A 19,716-nucleotide genomic window follows, 5' to 3' on the forward strand; every position below is an offset into this window, starting at 1 on the left:
GGGAATCCGAAACCGTCAGTGGGCGAGAAGCACCGGCATGTTGGCCATCGCCAGGATATGGCTGGTGGCGCCGCCGAAGATCATCTGGCGCAGGCGGCTCTGGGTATAGGCTCCCTTGATCAGCAGATCGACCTCCAGCGCCTTGGCATGCTCCAGGATCGTCTCGCCGACGCCGCGGTTCTGCGGGACGTGCATCGCCTGGGCCGGAATGCCGGCCCGGGTCAGATAGCGGGCGGCCTCCTCGGCGCTCGGGCCGGCGACCAGCCCGCCCTCCACGGACAGAACGAACACGCGCTCCGCCTGCTCCAGGAAGCTGCGGGCAAGGCCGACCGTGCGTGCCGTCTCCGTGCTCGCGTTCCAGGCGATCATCACGTTGTGGCCGAGGCGGCGCGGGGCCATCGGCGGCGCCACCAGGATCGCCCTGCCGCCGTCGAACAGCGCCGCCTCCAGGGTGCTCATGCGGGGCGGGGTGGCGCCCCGGGACGGCTGGCCCAGCACTGTCAGGTCGAACAGTCGCGCATGCTGCCCTATGAAGTCGTCGCCCGGCGGAGCTTCGACCCTGAAGGTGGCCCAGGGCTGGCCGCTGCCGGCGCCGCCGTCCAGCGGGATGTCGTTGCGGTTCAGGAACTGTTCGAATTCCAGCCGGGAGCGCTGGATGCTCTCCCAGTCCTCCTTGCGGAAGTCCTCCACCACGTAGGGCGCGCCCATGCCGGTCGCCGCGATGATCCCGGCGAAATCCGGACGGACGTGCAGACCTTCCATGTGGCTGCCGAAGCGCCGCGCCACCAGCAGGGCCGTCTCCAGCACCGACCCCAGCAGTTCGCTTTCCTCGACCGGAATGAGAATGCTCTTCATGTGCCTGAACCCCCTAGATGCCTTCGTGATTACCCACCGGCTTCACCAGTGACGATCATCCGCCGAGCCAAGGCGCCGCGCAACCATCTTGCAGGCTAGGTCAAATCGTCACGCGGTGCCGTCCGATCGGGTTCAAGGCGAGACAGCGGGCAGCCCTGGTCCTACTGTGGGCGTGATCCATCTTTTCCACTCTCCACGCTGGTTTGATCATGAACGATGTAGCAGAATTTCTCGCCTATGCGATCAAGCTGGAGGAGGATGCCGCGGCGCGGTTCTCCGATCTGGCCGAATCGATGAAAACCTACGGCAACCGGGAAGTGGCCGAATTTTTCGGCAAGATGGCCCATTTCTCGCGACTCCATCTGGCGGAAGCCCGCAAGCGCGCCGGGTTCCACAAGCTGCCGGACATGAAGCCGGAAGACTTCCTCTGGCCGGGCGACGAGAGCCCGGAGGCCACGTCCATGGAAGGTTCGCATTATCTGATGAACGCGGAATATGCGCTTGCCCTCGCTCTCGACAGCGAGGAGCGCGGCTACGCCTTTTACCAGAACGTCGCCACCACCACCAAGGACCCGGAAATTCGCATGATGGCGGAGGAGTTCGCGGAGGAAGAGGCGGAGCACGTTGCCGAGTTGAAGAAGTGGGTGACGCGGTTCAAGGCCGCCTGATCCGTCCTTGACCGCCCGGCTGCCGGCCCGTTCAAGCGGGCCGGCAGCCGGGCGTTCCTTTTGGGTCCCATCGGGTCCCAGATTTCAAGCCTTCAGGGCGGAGTAGTCGATCTCGTAGACCTTCTCCTGCGGCTTGTAGTCCTTGAACGCCAAGATCACGTCGTCGATCGTGACATCTTCCGGAACGTTCAAAATCTCGTAAATAACGGAAGATCCGCTTGTTGGGCCAACATCGGCGCTGCGATGGGCCTTCGTCACCAGCCCTTCGCCTGCAACTTTGATCATGTATGATGCCATTATTCAGCGCTCCTGAAGCTTTGCTTGTCGAAATTGGACCAGAACTTTGGTCATGCGGATCTCGGCCTAACCTGGACCTTGACCAAGACTAGCAGCCCTTCCGCCGCCGCACCGCGCGACAAGTTGCCCTTGGATCCCGGGTCTGAAAAATTCCCGGACAAATTATCTCTATTTCTCCGCACGCGATGGTATGATGCGCGGGCAGGGGGATACCGACATGGATGTAGCGCTGATCGTTACGACGCTTTGCGTGGTTTACATCGCGTCAATCTACAATCGTCTGCAGCACCTGCTGCATGTCGTGCAGGAGCGGAAAGCCAACGTCGAAGCCGGAGCGCTCGGGCGAACCGAACTGCTGGAGAGATTATCGGACGGCTCGGGGCGGGCGCCGGAACATCATCAGATGCTGGCACAACTCGCCGGGGCGGAGCAGGATCTGCTGGCCCGCCGGGAGAGCTGCAATGCCGACATCAGGGCGTACAACGCTTATCGTGCCCAGATCCCCCAGATCCTGCTGAGCCGCATCGCCGGTTTCCGCCGGATCGACTTCCTGGCTCCGGACCGCACCCTCTCCGCCGGGCGGCCACGCACCGAGGACGGGGCTTCGGCCACCGTCACCCCGATGAGGCGCTAGCGCCTTGGGAAAGCGCAGATAAATCTTACTGATTCGGTCGGCTGCAAGGGCCGGGCAGGGACGTGACCGCAAAAACTGGGGAGCACCTGTGCCTTCCAGCGTTCTCGCGTGTTACCCTGATCAGTCGCACGCTCATCCAGCACCGGCGGCCCGCGCCGAAGCGCCATGAGCGGCCAAAATCCGCCAAGCCCAAATCCAACGGGCGCCCACGTCCTTGCAACAGCCCGAGATACCATGATCGATCGGAACGACCGCCTCTGGTACAAGGATGCCGTCATCTACCAGCTCCACGTGAAGGCCTTCTTCGACGCCGATAACGACGGCATCGGAGACTTCGCGGGGCTATCCCACAAACTGGACTATCTTCAGGAACTCGGTGTCACGGCACTGTGGTTGTTGCCTTTCTATCCCTCGCCGCTGCGCGACGACGGGTACGACATCGCCGACTACCGTAGCGTCAACCCATCCTATGGGTTCATGCGGGACTTCCGGCAGTTCGTGCGCGAGTGCCACAACCGCGGCATGCGTGTGATCACCGAGCTGGTCATCAACCACACTTCCGACCAGCACCCCTGGTTCCAGCGCGCCCGGACCGCCAAGCCGGGGTCCAACCACCGCAATTTCTACGTCTGGAGCGACACCGACCAGAAGTACCAGGGTACGCGGATCATCTTCCTGGATACCGAGAAGTCGAACTGGACCTGGGACCCGGTCGCGAAGTCCTATTTCTGGCACCGCTTTTACTCGCATCAGCCGGATCTAAACTTCGACAATCCGGCCGTGATGCGCGAGGTCCTGAGCGTGCTGCGCTTCTGGCTCGACATGGGGGTGGACGGGCTGAGGCTCGATGCCGTGCCCTACCTGATCGAGCGCGAGGGCACGAACAACGAGAACCTCACCGAAACCCACGATGTCCTGAAGCAGATCCGCGCCGCCGTGGACGAGGGCTACCAGGACCGCATGCTGCTGGCCGAGGCCAACCAGTGGCCGGAAGACGTGCTGCCCTATTTCGGCGACCTTTCCAAGGGTGGCGACGAATGCCACATGGCGTTCCACTTCCCGCTGATGCCGCGCATGTACATGGCGATCGCCCAGGAAGACCGGCACCCGGTCACCGACATCATGCGCCAGACGCCGGAGATCCCGGAGACCTGCCAGTGGGCCGTCTTCCTGCGCAACCATGACGAGCTGACGCTGGAAATGGTCACCGACAAGGAGCGGGACTATCTCTGGAATTTTTACGCCAAGGACCGGCGGATGCGGATCAACCTGGGCATCCGCCGCCGCCTCGCCCCGCTGATGGACAACGACCGGCGCAAGATCGAGCTGCTGAACAGCCTGCTGTTCTCCATGCCCGGCACGCCGGTGGTCTATTACGGCGACGAGATCGGGATGGGCGACAACGTCTATCTGGGTGACCGCGACGGCGTCCGGACGCCCATGCAGTGGTCGCCGGACCGTAACGGCGGCTTCTCCCGGTCGGACCCGGCACGTCTCTACCTGCCGGCGGTCGCCGACCCGATCTACGGTTTCGATGCCGTCAACGTCGAAGCCCAGGAGCGCAGCCCGTCGTCGCTGCTGAACTGGATGAAGCGGCTGATCGCGGTGCGACAGCAGCAGAAGGCGTTCGGCCGCGGCACGCTACGCTTCCTTTACCCCGGCAACCGAAAGGTGCTGGCGTACCTGCGCGAGCATGAGGGCGAGGTGATCCTGTGCGTCGCCAACCTGTCGCGCTCCGCCCAAGCGGTCGAGTTGGACCTGGCGCGCCACAAGAACTGCGTTCCGGTCGAACTGATCGGCCGAAGCACGTTTCCGCCGATCGGCGACCTGCCGTACCTGCTGACGCTTCCGGCCTACGGATTCTACTGGTTCGGCCTGACCAACACCGCCGAGCAGCCGGCTTGGCACGAGCAGCTTCCGGAGGTCATGCCGGAGTTCGTCACGCTGGTGATCACCGACGGCTGGCGCAATCCGACCGGCCGCGCCGCGACCGAACTGGCCCGCGACGTGCTCCCGACCTACCTGCCCAAGCAGCGCTGGTTCGGCGCCAAGGACGAGGTCATCAACGGGACCCGCGTCCACACCATCGCGGAACTCTCGGGGCGGGGCGAGAACTTCATGCTCGGCGTCATCGACGTCGTGCTGTCCGGGGTGGACGAGCCGCATCCCTACTTCCTGCCGCTGGCGGTCAACTGGGACGAGAGCGCCGCGTCGCCCGCATCGCCCCTGCTGCCCTATACGCTGGCGCGGGCCCGGCGCGGTCCGCGGTTGGGCGGCCTGTACGACGCCATGCAGTCCGATCGTTTCCTGCTGGCCGCCGTTGACGCGATCAAGCGCAACGACCAGGTCAAGGCGAGTTCCGGCACGATCCAGTTCCAGCCGACCCAGCGCATGGCGGATCTGGAGCTTCCCGAAGAGCTGGAGATCCGCCGGCTGGGCGTCGAGCAGAGCAACACTTCCGTCTTAGTCGCCGACCTGATGGTGGTGAAGGCCTACCGCAAGCTGGTCCGCGGCGAGCATCCGGAACTGGAGATCGGCCGCTTCCTGACCGAGGTCGCCGATTACCGCAACACGCCGCCGCTGCTGGGTTCCGCCTTCCACGTGGATGACGACGGGACGGCGACCGCCCTGATGATCGTGCAGGGTTTCGTTCGGAACCAGGGCGACGGCTGGAGCTACACGGTCGATCAGCTTGTGCGATACCTGGACGAGATCCGGCTGGGAGCCCCCGGCACCGAGGACACCGAGCAGTCCGCGGCCGAGGACCTGGAGTTCTACATGGCATTGGCTGGGACGCTCGGGCAGCGGACCGCGGAGTTGCACCACGCGCTGGCGATGGAGAGCGGCAATCCCGCCTTCGAGCCGGAACCGGTCACCGACGACGATGTCTCACGGTGGATCGACGACGCCAGGACCCAGGCGGAACGCGCCTTCGGCAGCCTGGAGCAGGCCCGGTCGAGGCTGACCGGAGACGAGCTTGCCGAAGCCGAATCGCTGCTCGGGCGCCGCCAAGAGTGCATCGACCTGATCGGTTCGCTCGTCGCGGGTGGTGTCACCAGCTTCAAGACGCGCTACCATGGCGACTATCATCTGGGTCAGGTGTTGAAGGCTCAGAACGACTGGTACGTGATCGATTTCGAGGGCGAGCCGGCCAAGACACTCGACCAGCGCCGGGCCAAGCATGCGCCGCTCCGCGACGTGGCCGGCATGCTCCGGTCGTTCAACTACGCGGCCTGGGCGGCGGTGAAGCGGGTCCAGGAGATGCAGGCCGACGCGGGACCCAAGGTGCTCGGCACCGCGCTCGAATGGGAACAGCAGGCGTCCAGGGCTTTCCTGACCGCCTACCACGACGCGATTCTGGGGTGCCCCAGCTATCCTGCCGACGAGGGCGCTGCAAAACGCCTCCTCGACCTGTTCATGTTGGAGAAGGCGCTTTACGAAGTCGCCTACGAGGCCGCCAATCGGCCGACATGGCTGGGCATCCCGATCAAAGGGGTGGCCGGCATTCTTGATGCACACGCCGCCAGCTCACAGCCTGGGGAGGTTTGATGACCGCCTTTACCAAGAACCCGACCAGCCAGCCCGCAACCGGGACTCCCGACGGTTCGGGTGCGAAAAGCGCCGAAGTCCTGCGTCAGGAAATCGAGGCCATCGTCCGGGCCGACCACGGCGACCCGTTCGGCATCCTGGGGATGCACACCGACGGGCCGGACGGCGCCGTCACCGTCCGCACCTTCATCCCGGAAGCGCGCCGGGTCCTGCTGATCGACAGCCATAGCGGCCAGCCGGTCGCGGATCTGGAGAAGATCCATCCCGACGGCTTCTGGGCCATCACGCTGGACGATCGCAAGAACCTGTTCCGCTACCGGTTCCGCATCGATTTCGCGACCAACACCGGCGAGTTCGAGGATGCCTACAGCTTCCCGCCCGTGCTGGGCCAACTCGACGTCCACCTGCTGGCTGAAGGCACCCATCTGCGCAGCTTCGAGAGGCTGGGAGCCCACCCGCACGAGATGGAAGGCGTCGCCGGAACCGCGTTCGCGGTCTGGGCACCCAACGCCCGGCGTGTCTCGATCATCGGCGATTTCTGCAACTGGGACGGCCGCCGGCTGCCCATGCGCAAGCGGCACGAATGCGGCGTGTGGGAACTGTTCGTACCCCATGTCACCAAAGGCGACCGCTACAAGTACGAGATCAAGGGGCCGACCGGCAGCCTGATGCCGTTGAAGGCCGACCCCTATGCTTTCCGGTCCGAGTTGCCGCCCCATACGGCTTCGGTCGTCCAAGGATTGAACAGCCACGACTGGGGCGATCAGGAGTGGCTGCGCGACCGGGCCAGGACGGATTGGCGGGCCAAGCCGGTCTCGATCTACGAATGCCATCTCAGCTCGTGGAAGCGTCCGGACGGCGAGGGCGGGATACGGTACCAGACCTATGACGAGCTGGCCGACGACCTCGTTCCCTATATCAAGGAGATGGGCTACACCCACATCGAACTGCTGCCGATCACCGAATTTCCCTTCGACGGGTCCTGGGGCTACCAGCCGATCGGCATGTACGCTCCGACCAGCCGGCACGGCGACCCCGTCGCCTTCTCCCGCTTCGTCGAGCGCTGCCACAAGGAAGGGATCGGGCTGCTGCTGGATTGGGTACCGGGCCATTTTCCGACGGACCCGCACGGCCTCGGGATGTTCGACGGAACGCACCTGTACGAGCACGCCGACCCGCGACAGGGATTCCATCAGGACTGGAACACTCTGATCTACAATTTCGGCCGGCGCGAGGTGTCCAGCTTCCTGCTGGGCAGCGCGCTGTACTGGATGGACCAGTTCCATTTCGACGGCATCCGGGTCGATGCGGTGGCGTCGATGCTGTACCTCGACTACAGCCGGCAGGCCGACCAGTGGGTGCCCAACCAGTACGGCGGCAACGAGAACCTGGAGGCGGTCGCCTTCCTGAAGCGGATGAACGAGCTGGTCTACGCCAACCATGCCGGCGCTATGACTGTGGCCGAGGAGTCGACCTCGTGGCCGGGCGTGTCGCGACCGGTCTATCTCGGCGGGCTGGGATTCGGCTTCAAATGGAACATGGGCTGGATGCACGACACGCTCCGCTTCATGTCCAAGGACCCGATCCACCGCCGCTATCACCACCACGACCTGACTTTCGGCCTTCTCTACGCCTTCAGCGAGAACTTCGTGCTGCCGCTGAGCCACGACGAGGTGGTCCATGGCAAGGGCTCCCTGCTGAACAAGATGCCGGGCGATCGCTGGCAGAAATTCGCCAACCTGCGGGCCTTTTACGGCTTCATGTGGACCCATCCGGGCAAGAAGCTTCTGTTCATGGGCGGCGAGTTCGGCCAGGAGCGGGAGTGGAACCATAATCAGGGCCTTGACTGGTTCCTGCTCGACGACCCGTTCCACAAGGGCGTGCAGAACCTGATTCGCGACCTGAACCACCTGTACCGCGAAACGGCGGCGCTGCACGAGTTGGACAACGAGGCCCTGGGCTTCGATTGGATCGAGGCGAACGACAGCGACAACAGCGTCCTGGCCTTCCTGCGCTACGGCAAGGACAGGGAGCGGCCGATCGTCTCGGTCAGCAACTTCACGCCGCTTCCGCGGCAGGGCTACCGGGTCGGCGTACCGCTGCCGGGCTTCTACCGCGAGCGGCTGAACACCGACGCTGGCATCTATGGCGGTAGCGACGTGGGTAACGGAGGCGGCGTCGAGGCGGAGCAGGTTCCGCACCATGGCCGGCCCTACTCGGTCTGCCTGACGGTGCCGCCGCTGGGCACGCTGGTGCTGGAGCGGCAGTAGTCCGGACAATACGGAAGGGCGGAGCGCCCGTTCAGAGCGCGCCGTCCGACCGTCGATTGATGGCGAATACGGCCGACGCGGTATCGAATCCGCGCCGGTTCAACTCGTCCAGCAGTTCCCCCAGCATGTCGCCGATGCACGCCGCTTCATCATCGTCTATCGGCTTGCCGTCAGGATCGAGCACGTATACCGTCCCGCTCCCGTCATCCAGGCGGGCGACATAGCATCCAGGGACGGCCATAACCTTTTCCGGGCGGTCAATGCTGAGGGGGGAGAGGATCGATTCGAGCGCGGCAGCATCAAGAGTGGAAGCGTCGCATATGGCATCCATCCAGCGGTCGAGTTCTTCGACGGACCCGCCGTGCACGCGGGCAGCCACCGCCTGCGGGACTTGACCGAGACGGCGTTCGATTTGTCGCAGCAGGGAGTCGGCCTTGCCCTTGATCTCGCCCCGAGCTTCACCCCGGGCTTCTCCCATGGCCGCGACCTCCCGAAGGTATGGGTGTTCATCGACGTTGATCTGCACTGCCATGGACTTCAACTCCTCCTTCACGACCGGCACCGCCCTGCGCAACTGGGCGAGGATCAATAGCTTGGCCGCCGCGTCATCGCGCGCCCGGCGGTCAAGCGGCACGAGACGGGCCAGGATGCTCCGGACACGCTTTCTAATATCGTCGTTTCCGCACAGGATTGCCAGCACCGCATCCTCGGGGGCATGACTGTCGAGCAGCGGTTGGGGATCGAGGTCGCTGATGTGGCGGACGTGATAGGCGAAGTTCAGGTTGGGATGCGCGATGCCAGCCGGCTTGCCCCTGCCGCGTTCGCCCAGATGTAGGACGAGCTGCGTCACCGGTGCCCCGTCGTTCAGCTCCGAGATCGGGCCGTAATACTCGAGCATGCGCCAGTCCAGGCGCGCGTCCGGGCCGGCCTGCAGTTCCAGGTGAAAGATACTGCCGTTCATCAGTCGGGCCACCATGTCGGGGCGCCGCTGGCGCACCGACGAGAACTCGGCGGAAAGGAAGCATCGCACCGGTGCGCCCGCCAGCATGCCCAGCAGGGCCGGAGCGCCGGCCCATACCAGTTCCTTCACCGTCGCGTCGTAATCGTTCGCCATTGTCAAGCTCCTGCACGCCCCGGTATTCCGGGACGCGCGAGCTGTCGCGTTTTTCCGTGTACGGGTCGATGCGGTTCGGTGACGCGGAACCCTGCCGACCCCTGGCGTCGTGTGGCCGGGATCAGCCGCTCAGCAGGTTCATCAACTCCTCGTCGCTGAGCTTGGCGCTGGCCTCGCTGCCGTCCAGCAGTTCGGCGGCCATCTCGCGTTTGTCCTGGTGCAGCCCCAGGATACCCTGCTCGATCGTCCCGGCGACCGCGAGGCGATAGACCGTGACGGGGCGCTGCTGGCCGATGCGGTGGGCGCGGCCGGAAGCTTGGTCCTCGACGGCTGGGTTCCACCAGGGATCGAGGTGGATGACGTAGTCGGCGGCGGTCAGGTTCAGCCCCGTGCCGCCGGCCTTGAGACTGATCAGGAACAGGTCGCCGTCGCCGGCCTGGAAGGCGTTGACCCGCTTCTCGCGCTCGCGCTGGGGCGTCTGGCCGTCCAGGTACTGGTAGGCGATCCCGCGCTCCTCCAGCGCCTTCCGGACGATTTCCAGGAAGCCGACATACTGGCTGAACACAAGCGCCTTGTGCCGGTTGCGCAGAAGCTCGTCGGCCAGTTCCAGGAACAGCGACAGCTTGGCGCCGTCCATCCCGGTGGCATCGGGAGCCGCCAGGGACGGGTGGCAGCACGCGCGCCGCAGCCGGGTGATCTCGGCGAGGATGTGGATCTTGCGCTGGCCGGATGCGTCGTCGGGCAGGTTCTCGATCCGCTCTATGGCACGGCGCCGCAATGCCTCGTACATGGCTCGCTCGTCGTCGTCGAGATCGACCAGGATCGTCTGTTCGGTGCGCGGCGGCAGTTCGGTCAGCACCGCCGATTTGGTTCGGCGCAGGATGAAAGGGTTGACCAGGGTCTTCAGGGCCTGCCTGGCCGCCCGATCGCCGCGCTCGATCGGCAGGGCGAAGCGCTTGCGGAAGCTCTCCAGAGAGCCGAGCAGGCCCGGATTTACGAAGTGGAACAAGCTCCAAAGCTCTTCCAGGTAGTTCTCCACCGGCGTTCCGGTCAATGCCAGCCGGAAATCCGCCTGGAGCATCATGCTGGCCTGGGCGCGCTTGGTCGCGGCGTTCTTGATCGCCTGCGCCTCGTCCAGGATGGCGATCCGCCAGGGGTTCCCCGACAGGAGTGCTGCTTCCTGGTGAAGCAGGCCGTAGCTGGTGACCAGCACGTCCATGGGTCCCAGCGACTTCACCAGGGCGGTGCGGTCGTCGGCATGGGCGAACTGGTGGACGGAGAGGGAAGGCGCGAAGCGTTCGATCTCGGCCGCCCAGTTGTGGCAGACCGAGGTCGGTGCGACCACCAGGGTGGGGCCGTGGGGGGCATGCTCCAGCATCACGGCGATAGCCTGGACGGTCTTGCCCAGGCCCATGTCGTCGGCCAGGCAGGCTCCGGCACCCCAATGGGCCAGCCGCGACAGCCAGCGGAAACCTTCGGCCTGATAGTCGCGCAGGTCGGCCTGAAGCGTCGAAGGAACCTTGGGGTCGTGCCGGCCTGCCGCCCGGATGCGTTCGAGTTGGTCACGCCACTGCTTGTCGGCTTCCAGCTTCCCGGTATCCTCCAGCGCCTCCGCGACGGCGAAGGCGGCCATCCGGTGCACCTTGCGGCCCCGCCCGTCGCCCTCCGACAGCGCCCCCAAACGATCGAGGCGGCGGCGCAGTTCCTCCGTCAGAGCCAGGAAACGGCCGTCGTCGAGCTGGATGAAGCGTCCCTGTATTCGGGCGGTCCGGTCCAGCAGCTCCCGCAGGTCCATCACCAGGTTCTCGTCGATGCGAAGTTCGCCGCTGACCTGGAACCAGTCGCGCGATGCCCGCACCTTGACCGACATGCCTGCGCTGGCCGCGGCGGCGGTGACCTGGAGCCGGCCGCCCTCAGGCCACTCCAGCGAGACCGTTCCGGGGTATGCCTGAACCTGGGACAGGAATTCGAGGCTGCCGTAGAGGTCCGGCAGCTCCCATTCCATCTCGCCGACTGCATGCTCATCGAGGCTGGGACAGGCGGTCAGCAAGGCCGTGAGTTCCGCCGTTTCGCGCTCCAGGTCGCGGTTGGCGCGCTGGGTCTTGCCATCGACCAGCGAGAGCACCGACTTGCCGGCGCGCCCCGGCAGGTAGTGCGGCCCGGCATCCCCGAACGGCCGTACGAAGGCGGACACGCGCAGGCCGCGGTCCACCGGAACCAGGCGGAGGGCGGGCGTCGAGTCGCCCTCCATGGCAGGGACTTCCACGGCGTCGATCTCCGACCGGATCGGCAGGGCCCCGCCGATGGACCGCCTGACCAGGTTTACGACGCGGTCTCGTCCGTCCCGGGGGACGACCAGGCCCTCCGGTCCGAGAAGCGACCCGACTTTCACCACGTCGGCCGAGACGTCGATCACGCGATAGCGGTCCGGGGTCTCCTGTTCCAGAAAGGCCGTGGGCTGTTCGGAGAAGTAGGACAGCGCGATCCGATAGCCGCCCCGTACTTCGGAGACGACCAGTTCGACCGGGTAGCGGACGAGGTCGAGCTGGCGGCTCCTGTCGGCCGCGTGGAACACCCGGGGGTGCCCGACCAGGGCGAGGAGCGTCTTGTAGGGATCCGGGCCGTAGCTTTCCGTTGCGGTGTAATGGTAAAGGCTCCGCTCGTAGCCATGGCGCAGCGTGGCGACCACCCGCCGGTCGTGGTCGTCCATCTCGAGCGGCGGCTCGTTCTTGCCGACGCGGCGGAACGAAAGCGTGCGTCCGGCATTCCAGCCCTCCCTGACTTTCGCGGTCTGCTCGACCACCTCGATCGTGCCGATATCGGGTTCCAGAAGCCAGACAAGGCGCTTCGACCGCTTCCTCGTGGTCTCCGCGACGGGATTGGCTGACGGCGCCAGCAGCGTCTCGAGATGGTCGAGCGCGCGCTCCCAAGGGTCGTTCACCTTGATCAGATCGACCAGGCGGATGATCGGCTGGCGGTCGGGCCGCTCCAGGTACTCCCTGTAGGGTTCGGGATCGCCCGCCAGCTTTTCCAGGAGCGAAGCGTAGACCTCCGCCACCAGCGGCAAGGTGTCCCGGTAATCTTCGAACAGCGACTTCAGCTCGGCCATCCGAGCCCTGAGCGGCACCGGGTCGAGCAGGAACTGGGCAAGCGGCTCGAGGGCGCGGGCCAGCGGAGCATTGTACCTGGCCGCCGTGTTCTTAAGGACATTTCCAGCCACATCGTCCTTCCCCTGCGCGATCAGGGCCATTGCCCAGGCCGCGTCGACGCCGCCCTGGTTCGGGCCGGGCCAGCTTTCGCGCCTGGTATCCTCCACCCAGCCCTGCAACTCCGGGATCAGTGCGGGATCTCCTTCCCGCAGGATGCACAGCATGGCCAGCAGGCCCTCGATGTCGGGCAGGAAGATCTTTCGTTTGCGAGTGGACTTGCGGTACAGCTTCAGTCCTTCGCGGAATCTCGCCAGCGCCTCCGTGTTGTGTCCGCAAGTGAAATCGGCCATCGCCGCGATCAGGTGGCGGTAGGCGGCCACCATCACGGCATGGTCGCTCGCCTTCTCCCCTCCGATCTCCTGCATCCTGGGGCGCAGTTCCTCCCCGATCCGCGCCGCTCCGGCGGGATCGCCGCTCAGGATCGCGAACCTAGCCAGGGCGATGCGGGCGCCGGGGTCCTCGCTGGTCGCGGCGAGCTGTCGCAAATGCGCCCGGAGATCCTCGAAATCCGGGGGGCGATGTCCACCGCGGAGAAACGTATTGAGCCTTGCCGCCAGCACGGCTTCCCGGATGACGGGTGCCCGGCTGGACAGCCAGTCCGGGCGAAGGGTGATGTCGCTGAAAAGACCCGCCAGGAAGGCCAGGGTGCCGGGCGTATCCTCCGCCAGCCTTTCGGACACGGCTTCGGCATAGTTCCCGTAAACCGCTAAACGCAGCTCCCTGATCCGATACGCCTGGTAATGGACATATCCGGTGGGGCGGCTGATCCGTTCCACCGCTTCGACATAAAGGGCGAATAGCGGGTCCGCGAACGCGGCGATGTTCATGTCGTGGCAGAACTGGTTGTTCTGCTGGTTCAATCCCAGCCACAGGCCGCTGCCCTTCACCTGTGTCACGATCTCCTCGACGAGACGCACCCCGAGCGTCTTTCCGTCCGGCAGCGGAATTCTGACAGCCGAGGCCGCCTTGTACAGCGTGTTGTTGCCGGCTTCGCTGCCAGCGACGATCTTCAGGTGAACCACGACCTTGGCGGCAGGCGACAACTCGCCATAAAGACGATACAGTTCCTCGGGCGGCGGAGCTTCCGGGGTTTCGGACTGGGGCTTGAAGGGATTGTGCTGCATGGCAGGACGCTAGCGGTTACCGACCAGCGTATCAACAGGCACCGAAAGCGGGAAATTCAAAGCGGCGGCCCCGGATGGGGCCGCCGCCGGACTTGCGGTGAAGAAGGTTGGAAGGAGCGTTCAGCTCGCTTCGAACATCTGCTCCTGCTGATAATTCTGGGCGCCGACGCGCTGGATCAGATCCAACTGGGTTTCCAGCCAGTCGATGTGTTCCTCGGTCTCATCAAGGATCTTGACGAAGATTTCGCGGGTCTGGAAGTCGCGGACCTCCTCGCAGTAGGCGATCGCCTCCTGGAGGCAAGTGCGGTTATGGCTCTCGACGCCGAGATCGCAGGTAAACATCTCCGGCACGTCTTCGCCGATCTTCAGCTTGTGGAGGTCCTGAAGATTCGGCAGACCTTCCAGGAACAGGATCCGTTCGATGATGTAGTCGGCGTGGTTCATCTCGCCAATGGATTCATCGTAAACATATTTGGCGAGCCGCAGAAGGCCCCAGTTTTTCAGCATGCGCGCGTGCAGAAAGTACTGGTTGATCGCCGTCAACTCGTTCGTCAAAATAGTATTCAGATGACGGATTACTTTCGGATCGCCCTTCATTTTCTTCTCCGTGCAAGCGCTGGGTACCAGCCTCTAGATCGCACCCGGGTGGGATGCGTAAACCCCGTGTTCTGTTAAATATACGAACCGGCCCGAAATAAAACCTGAAAGTTATTCTCAAGGACCGTTTTCTTGTGCCGATAACCATTCTCATTATGACAGTGCTTCGATCAGCCGCGGCCGTGCTCGCGGTCGATGGCCTGGACGATAGCCTGGGCGAGCGGCGACCCGGGGACGCCGTCGATCTCGACCGGTAGCTTGCGCTGCCAGTTCGGGTGCTGGTGGACGGTGCCGGGCAGGTTGGGCTGGTCGATCTCGCCGACCATGTCCTCCACCTGGACCATCAGGATCCGGCCGGACGTGCGCGCCAGGTAGCCGTGGATCGCTCCGGTCAGTTCGGCCGTCAGCGCCTCGGAACCGGTTTCCTTCGGAACCACGCCCACCCAACGCATCGAGGACAGCAGCCGCTCGCGGTCGGCCCTGCGCTCGGTCAGCTCGGAGTCGAGCGCGCCGGGCTCGGAGTATTGGCCCAACTCGGCCCGGACCCGGATGTCGTGGCCGTTCCACCAGCCTTTCAGGGTCGGCAGGTCGTGGGTGGTGACCGACACCAGGGAGTCGCGCGGATAGTGCTCCGGCGCGATGAAGCCCTTGTCGGGACCCCGTTCGAAATAGAGCACGCGGTATGACAGGATGCCGGCCCGCTGCATGGCCGGGCGGAAGCCCTCGGGGACGGTCCCCAGATCCTCGCCGATGACCAGGCAGCGGTTCCGACGGGATTCCAGCGCGATGATGCGCACCAGGTCGCGCATCGGATAGGTCACGTAGGCGCCGCCCTCGTGGTCCGGGCGGGACGGGATCCAGAACAGGTGCTGGAGCGCCATCACATGGTCGATCCGGATCGCGCCTGCGTGACGCATGTTGGCGCGAAGCGACTGGATGAAGGTCTCGTACGCGGACTCCGCCAGACCGAGCGGCGACAGGGGCGCCAGTCCCCAGTTCTGTCCGTCGGGGCTGAACATGTCGGGCGGCGAGCCGACATTGGCGCCCTGCACGATGACGTCCTGCGCCGACCATGCCGCAGCGCCTCCCGGATGGTTGGCGACGGCCAGATCGCGGTAGAAGCCGATCGGCATGCCGGCGCGGTGGGCCCGATGGGCCGCGGCGGCGAGCTGGTCGTCGGCGACGAACTGCAGCCACTGGAAGAACTCGACCCGGTCGGCGTGCTCCTCGGCGAATCGGGCGACCGCCCTGCTCCGGGGATCGCGATAGGCTTCGGGCCAGTTCTGCCAAGCCCACTTGCCCTCACCCTTGAAGAAATGCTCGTGCAGCGCGTCGAAGACGGATTGGCGGACCAGAGGCTCGTCCATCTCCCGCTGGAACAGCAGAAAGGCATCTCGGCGCGGGCCGGCGGCTTCCCGGGCGCTTTTGAAGATCAGCTCGAGAACCGGCATCTTGAGGTCGGCGACCGCCCCGTAATTGACCAGCGGCGCTTCGCGGACGGCCCGGAGCCGCTCCTGGAAGTCGGCGCTCTCGATCAGGAAGCGGGCCTCGGGACTCCCCGCCAGCTCGGGCAGGCCGGCGACGTCGATGAACAGGGTGTTGAGGAACCCCCGGTTGCTCGGCGAGTAGGGACTGTTGTGGTTGGGATCGGAGGGGAACAGGGCGTGCAGGGGGTTCAGGCCGAGCACGCCCGCGCCCATGCCGGCAGCCTGCTCCGCGGCGGCTCCGGCATCGCCGTAGTCGCCGATGCCCCAGTTCGTCCCGGAGCGCAGGGAATAGAGCTGGACTCCCACGCCCCAGGACCAGCCGTCTCCGCCCGCCAGCTCGTCGGGAGACAGGCAATTCTCAGGCGCCACGATAACATAGGCGGACCCTTCGTGGACGACGCTGTCGGCGACGTTCAACTGGATCGCCAGCCGGTGATAGCCGTGGGGCAGGGCTTCCGGCAGGGTCAGGCGGTGCCGAGTGTAGCGGACGTCGTCGAACGTCTCCTCCCCGACCGCAGGCAGGTCGGAGAGGGGCTGCTCGCCCCAGTGCACGTCGCCGAACTCCTCCGACAGGGTCCAGGTGATCCCGGCGTGGTCGGTCCGGTCGGGCACGGTGAAGTCGACCTCGACGGCGTCGGATTCGCCAAGCACGAAGACCGGTTTCAGCATTCGCCGCCAGTCCCGCTCCCTCAGCCGGTAGAGGCTGTCGGCCGCCTCCTCCGGAGTGCCGGCCGGGAAGCCCATCGCCTGAACCAGATCCCGCTTGGTGGCGGGGCCGATCTCGCGCCGGTTTCCCCAGATGTCGTGATAAAACGGCTCGACACCCAACATCTCGGCCAGCCGGTCCAGATCGGCTCCATCCTTCATGCTCTGCTTTCCCCTCTAATTCCCACCGGTTGCCGTCTCAGACCGTCCCGGACGGTTCGGTGATGTACCAGGCGACGGTCCAGGGACCCATGCGCCCGGACTCCAGGTCGCTGCTCACCGACCGGGCGTCCTGGGATCGGCCGGTCTCGAACAGCAGGTCGCCCGCGACCGCTTCGAGTCCCTCTACGGGTTCGTCGCCCAGGTTAGCAACTAAGGTCAGCCGTCCGCCATCCTTGAAAGGCCAATGGGCCTCGATGACGGTCTTGCTCCGGACCTTCGAGACGCTGTCGACGCCGATGCCGGCGAGCCGCGGGACCAGCTTGCGCGACCTGATGTCGATCAGCGTCCGGTACCAGTCGAGCCATTCGGCATGGCCCGCTGCCGAGGCCGCGTCCCAGTCGAGCTTCGATCCCTTGAAGGTGCTTTCGTCGTTCGGATCGGGGATTCTCTTGCGCGCTTCCGGGTCGGAAAACTCGGCGAAGCCGGCGAATTCCTTGCGGCGCCCCTCGCGCACGGCGTCGGCCAGTTCGCCGTGGAAGTCGGTGAAGAAGTTGAACGGCCGGTCGCTCGCCCATTCCTCGCCCATGAACAGCATGGGCGCCTGGGGCGTCAGCAGGAACACCGCGGTGATGGCCTTCAGCCGTTCGGGTGAAATCAGGGCCGACAGCCGCTCCCCCATGGCCCGGTTGCCGACCTGGTCATGGTTCTGGAGGAAGCTGACAAAGGCCTGCGGCGGCAGGTGTCCGCTGGACTCGCCGCGGATCCTGCCGTCCTGGTGAGGGGAGGGGTCGCCCTGATAGACGAACCCGTCCGCCAGGGAGCGGGCCAGTTTCCCATGCGAGTCGTCTGCGAAATCCACATAGTAGCCGGCGCGCTCGCCGGTCACCAGCGCGTGGGCGGTGTTGTGGAAATCGTCGTTCCACTGGGCGGTGAAGTGGGGCGGCAGGCCGGCATCGTCGCGGCCTAGCCGGTGCGCCTGGTTCGCCTCGTTCTCGAGTACCAGGTGGACGTGGCGGCCGGGCGTGCCGGACCCGATCCGCCCGCGGACGGTCTCGGCCAGTTCCGTCAGGATATGCGGCTTGCTGTCGTCGATGATCGCATGGACGGCGTCGAAGCGGAGTCCGTCGAAACGGTACTCCTCGAGCCAATAGAGCGCATTGTTGATGAAGTAGTCGCGCACTGGACGCGCGTCCTTGCCGTCGAAATTGATCGCGGCGCCCCAGGGCGTGTGATGGCGCTCGGTGAAGAACGACTTGGCGTAGGTGCTGAGATAGTTTCCCTCCGGCCCGAAGTGGTTGTAGACCACGTCCAGGAAGACCATCAGCTCACGCTCGTGCGCCTCGTCGATCAGGCGCTTCAGGGCGTCGGGCGCGCCGTAGGCATCGTCGGGCGCGTAGGGCAGCACGCCGTCGTAGCCCCAGCCGCGCCGGCCGGCGAAGTCGGCCAGCGGCAGGAACTCGATCGCCGTGACCCCCAGCCTCGCCAGATGATCGAGCTTGCGGCGCACGCCGTCGTAGGTGCCTTCGTCGGTGAAGCAGCCGATGTGAAGCTCGTAGAGGATCGTCTCCTCCCATGGGCGTCCCCGCCATGCGGTGTTGCGCCACTCATAGGCGGTGGGATCGACCACTTGGCTCGGGCCGTTGACATCCTTGGGCTGGAAACGCGAGGCGGGGTCGGGAACGCACAGCCCGTCGGGCAGCCGGTACTGGTACCGGGTTCCGGCCGGGGCGCGGTCGGTGACGGTTTCGAACCAGCCATCCTCCCGCGCCGTCATCGGCAGGGGGGCGTCCGTCCGGCCGTCGAGGACAAGGCCTATCTCGGCATGTGAGGGCGCCCAGAGGCGAAAGCGGGTCGTTCCGTCCTGGCGAAGTTCGGCGCCGAAAGGCATGGAGTGGGCAAAGCGGGCGGACATCGGGGAGCCATCCTGGGATTGGACTGTGAGACACCGCTTAGAACATCCTCACATGGCGGATGATCCCGTCCTTTCCCGGAAAGGTCAAAGAAAGCTGCCCGTCCTGGCCAGTCCCCCCGGGGCAAAGCCCCTGGCACCTTCGGCCGCCTTGGCCTCCGCCATCTCGTTGAGCCGGCTGCGGTACATCGCCGCTGCGGCGGCGACCTCGCGGCCCGGAGCGTCCGACGGGCGCTCCGGGCTCAGAGTCGAGATGATCTCCAGCGCCGAGGATTTCAGACGGTCCAGTCCCGGCGGGACCATGCCCGAGAGGGTCTGGGCGTGCGCCACCTCGACCGCGGCGATCAGGGCCCTGGCTTGGTCGGCGGCCGTGGAGCGGCTGCCGGTCGCGTGGGCGGGCAGGCGATGGATCAGGTCGTCCAGCACCGGCACCACCCGCGTCAGGTGCTCCACCGCGATCCGTTCGACAGGCATGGCCGAGAGGCCCGGTGTCGCGAACTCTATCAGGAAGGCGGCCTGGAACGCCTGCCGGAGGAGTTTCTGCTCGTTCACATCGGCGGACGCCCGTTCGATCAGCTCGTGCGGGTTGGTCCTGCCGAAGGCGTTGGTCGCCTTGAGGCGCAGCGTGTTCGGAACCTCGATCAACGGGATCTGGCTGCTTTCGCGCGGGGACTTCCGCCGATCCGGGCCGATGAAGTCGCTGGTGACCACGAAGTTCCGCGGGCTCTCGACCAGTGCCGTGATCCGCTCGTGGAGCTGCTTGGGGGCCAGCGGCTTGACCAGCAGAGCGTCGGCGCCGCAGTTGGTCACCCGGGCGAGCAGCGACTTCGTCGGGTTGAAGGCGGTCACGACGATCGCAAGGAACGGATTGGCGCCCAGCAGGCTGTGGCGGATCGCATGAACGACCTTGAAGGTCTCGCTGTCGGTGCCGGTGGCGTCGGCGACCAGCAGGTCGGGGCTGCCGGTCTCGAACGCCTTCCGAACGTCTTCCATGTGGCCGAACGTCTGCACCCGGTTTATCCGAAGGTGCCCCAGGGCATCGCGCATCAGGCGGCGGACATTGCCCTCGGGTTCGAACAGGATGCACTCGACCTGATTTAGATCGTATTCTGGCATGGGAACTATCGGTCGGCAGA

General features: G+C 65.5%; 12 protein-coding genes. 4 read left to right on the forward strand and 8 right to left on the reverse strand.

Translation table 11 applies throughout. The features are described from left to right. Positions 1–15: 15 nt before the first annotated feature. Positions 16–855 carry a universal stress protein gene (locus DPR14_RS10750; protein WP_158045124.1) on the reverse strand — a complete coding sequence of 280 codons (840 nt, stop codon included), beginning with the start codon at positions 853–855 and terminating at the stop codon, positions 16–18. A gap of 209 nt (positions 856–1,064) precedes the next feature. Between DPR14_RS10750 and DPR14_RS10755 the strand changes: the two genes are divergently transcribed. Further along, positions 1,065–1,523 carry a ferritin-like domain-containing protein gene (locus tag DPR14_RS10755; RefSeq protein WP_158045125.1) on the forward strand — a complete coding sequence of 153 codons (459 nt, stop codon included), beginning with the start codon at positions 1,065–1,067 and terminating at the stop codon, positions 1,521–1,523. 84 nt (positions 1,524–1,607) lie between these two features. On the opposite strand, the gene DPR14_RS10760 is transcribed toward DPR14_RS10755, so the two are convergent. Further along, entirely contained in the window at positions 1,608–1,820 is a 213-nt protein-coding gene (locus DPR14_RS10760) for a hypothetical protein (protein ID WP_158045126.1), read from the reverse strand. 217 nt (positions 1,821–2,037) lie between these two features. On the opposite strand from DPR14_RS10760, the gene DPR14_RS10765 reads away from it, so the two are divergent. The 3 genes from DPR14_RS10765 (at position 2,038) to glgB (ending at position 8,273) form a co-directional block, all read left to right on the forward strand. Further along, positions 2,038–2,454: a LemA family protein gene (locus DPR14_RS10765; RefSeq protein ID WP_192499401.1), complete on the forward strand. Its 417-nt coding sequence runs from the start codon at positions 2,038–2,040 to the stop codon at positions 2,452–2,454. Positions 2,455–2,688: 234 nt separating this feature from the next. Next, a complete protein-coding gene (gene treS / locus DPR14_RS10770; RefSeq protein ID WP_158045128.1) occupies positions 2,689–6,003 on the forward strand; it encodes a maltose alpha-D-glucosyltransferase in 3,315 nt (1,104 codons plus the stop codon). Further along, positions 6,003–8,273: a 1,4-alpha-glucan branching protein GlgB gene (glgB, locus tag DPR14_RS10775; protein ID WP_158045129.1), complete on the forward strand. Its 2,271-nt coding sequence runs from the start codon at positions 6,003–6,005 to the stop codon at positions 8,271–8,273. Before treS ends, glgB begins: the two co-directional genes overlap by 1 nt. A gap of 31 nt (positions 8,274–8,304) precedes the next feature. On the opposite strand, the gene DPR14_RS10780 is transcribed toward glgB, so the two are convergent. The 6 genes from DPR14_RS10780 to DPR14_RS10805 form a co-directional block, all read right to left on the reverse strand. After that, positions 8,305–9,387, reverse strand: coding sequence for a DUF4351 domain-containing protein (locus tag DPR14_RS10780; RefSeq protein ID WP_158045130.1), 1,083 nt, complete (start codon positions 9,385–9,387; stop codon positions 8,305–8,307). Between the two features lie 121 nt (positions 9,388–9,508). Continuing rightward, positions 9,509–13,720 (reverse strand): DEAD/DEAH box helicase, encoded by a 4,212-nt coding sequence (locus tag DPR14_RS10785; RefSeq protein WP_158045131.1) that lies wholly within the window; start codon positions 13,718–13,720, stop codon positions 9,509–9,511. A 120-nt stretch (positions 13,721–13,840) separates the two neighbouring features. Next, positions 13,841–14,317: a bacterioferritin gene (gene bfr / locus DPR14_RS10790; protein WP_158045132.1), complete on the reverse strand. Its 477-nt coding sequence runs from the start codon at positions 14,315–14,317 to the stop codon at positions 13,841–13,843. A gap of 170 nt (positions 14,318–14,487) precedes the next feature. Further along, on the reverse strand, positions 14,488–16,671 hold the full coding sequence (gene malQ, locus DPR14_RS10795) for a 4-alpha-glucanotransferase (RefSeq protein ID WP_158045133.1): 2,184 nt from the start codon (positions 16,669–16,671) through the stop codon (positions 14,488–14,490). A 37-nt stretch (positions 16,672–16,708) separates the two neighbouring features. Continuing rightward, entirely contained in the window at positions 16,709–18,583 is a 1,875-nt protein-coding gene (gene treZ, locus DPR14_RS10800) for a malto-oligosyltrehalose trehalohydrolase (protein ID WP_211103962.1), read from the reverse strand. Positions 18,584–18,667: 84 nt separating this feature from the next. Further along, positions 18,668–19,696 carry a response regulator transcription factor gene (locus DPR14_RS10805; RefSeq protein WP_158045134.1) on the reverse strand — a complete coding sequence of 343 codons (1,029 nt, stop codon included), beginning with the start codon at positions 19,694–19,696 and terminating at the stop codon, positions 18,668–18,670. Positions 19,697–19,716 lie beyond the last annotated feature (20 nt).

It is taken from the genome of Skermanella pratensis (assembly GCF_008843145.1).
Classification (GTDB): Bacteria; Pseudomonadota; Alphaproteobacteria; order Azospirillales; family Azospirillaceae; genus Skermanella; species Skermanella pratensis.

What these genes read in the sequence shown, in the direction of transcription:
- DPR14_RS10760 (WP_158045126.1), bottom strand. Translation starts at nt 1,820, where the DNA reads ATGGCATCATACATGATCAAAGTTGCAGGCGAAGGGCTGGTGACGAAG.
- glgB (WP_158045129.1), top strand. Translation starts at nt 6,003, where the DNA reads ATGACCGCCTTTACCAAGAACCCGACCAGCCAGCCCGCAACCGGGACT.
- DPR14_RS10785 (WP_158045131.1), bottom strand. Translation starts at nt 13,720, where the DNA reads ATGCAGCACAATCCCTTCAAGCCCCAGTCCGAAACCCCGGAAGCTCCG.
- DPR14_RS10755 (WP_158045125.1), top strand. Translation starts at nt 1,065, where the DNA reads ATGAACGATGTAGCAGAATTTCTCGCCTATGCGATCAAGCTGGAGGAG.
- DPR14_RS10780 (WP_158045130.1), bottom strand. Translation starts at nt 9,387, where the DNA reads ATGGCGAACGATTACGACGCGACGGTGAAGGAACTGGTATGGGCCGGC.
- treZ (WP_211103962.1), bottom strand. Translation starts at nt 18,583, where the DNA reads ATGTCCGCCCGCTTTGCCCACTCCATGCCTTTCGGCGCCGAACTTCGC.
- bfr (WP_158045132.1), bottom strand. Translation starts at nt 14,317, where the DNA reads ATGAAGGGCGATCCGAAAGTAATCCGTCATCTGAATACTATTTTGACG.
- DPR14_RS10750 (WP_158045124.1), bottom strand. Translation starts at nt 855, where the DNA reads ATGAAGAGCATTCTCATTCCGGTCGAGGAAAGCGAACTGCTGGGGTCG.
- malQ (WP_158045133.1), bottom strand. Translation starts at nt 16,671, where the DNA reads ATGAAGGATGGAGCCGATCTGGACCGGCTGGCCGAGATGTTGGGTGTC.
- treS (WP_158045128.1), top strand. Translation starts at nt 2,689, where the DNA reads ATGATCGATCGGAACGACCGCCTCTGGTACAAGGATGCCGTCATCTAC.
- DPR14_RS10805 (WP_158045134.1), bottom strand. Translation starts at nt 19,696, where the DNA reads ATGCCAGAATACGATCTAAATCAGGTCGAGTGCATCCTGTTCGAACCC.
- DPR14_RS10765 (WP_192499401.1), top strand. Translation starts at nt 2,038, where the DNA reads ATGGATGTAGCGCTGATCGTTACGACGCTTTGCGTGGTTTACATCGCG.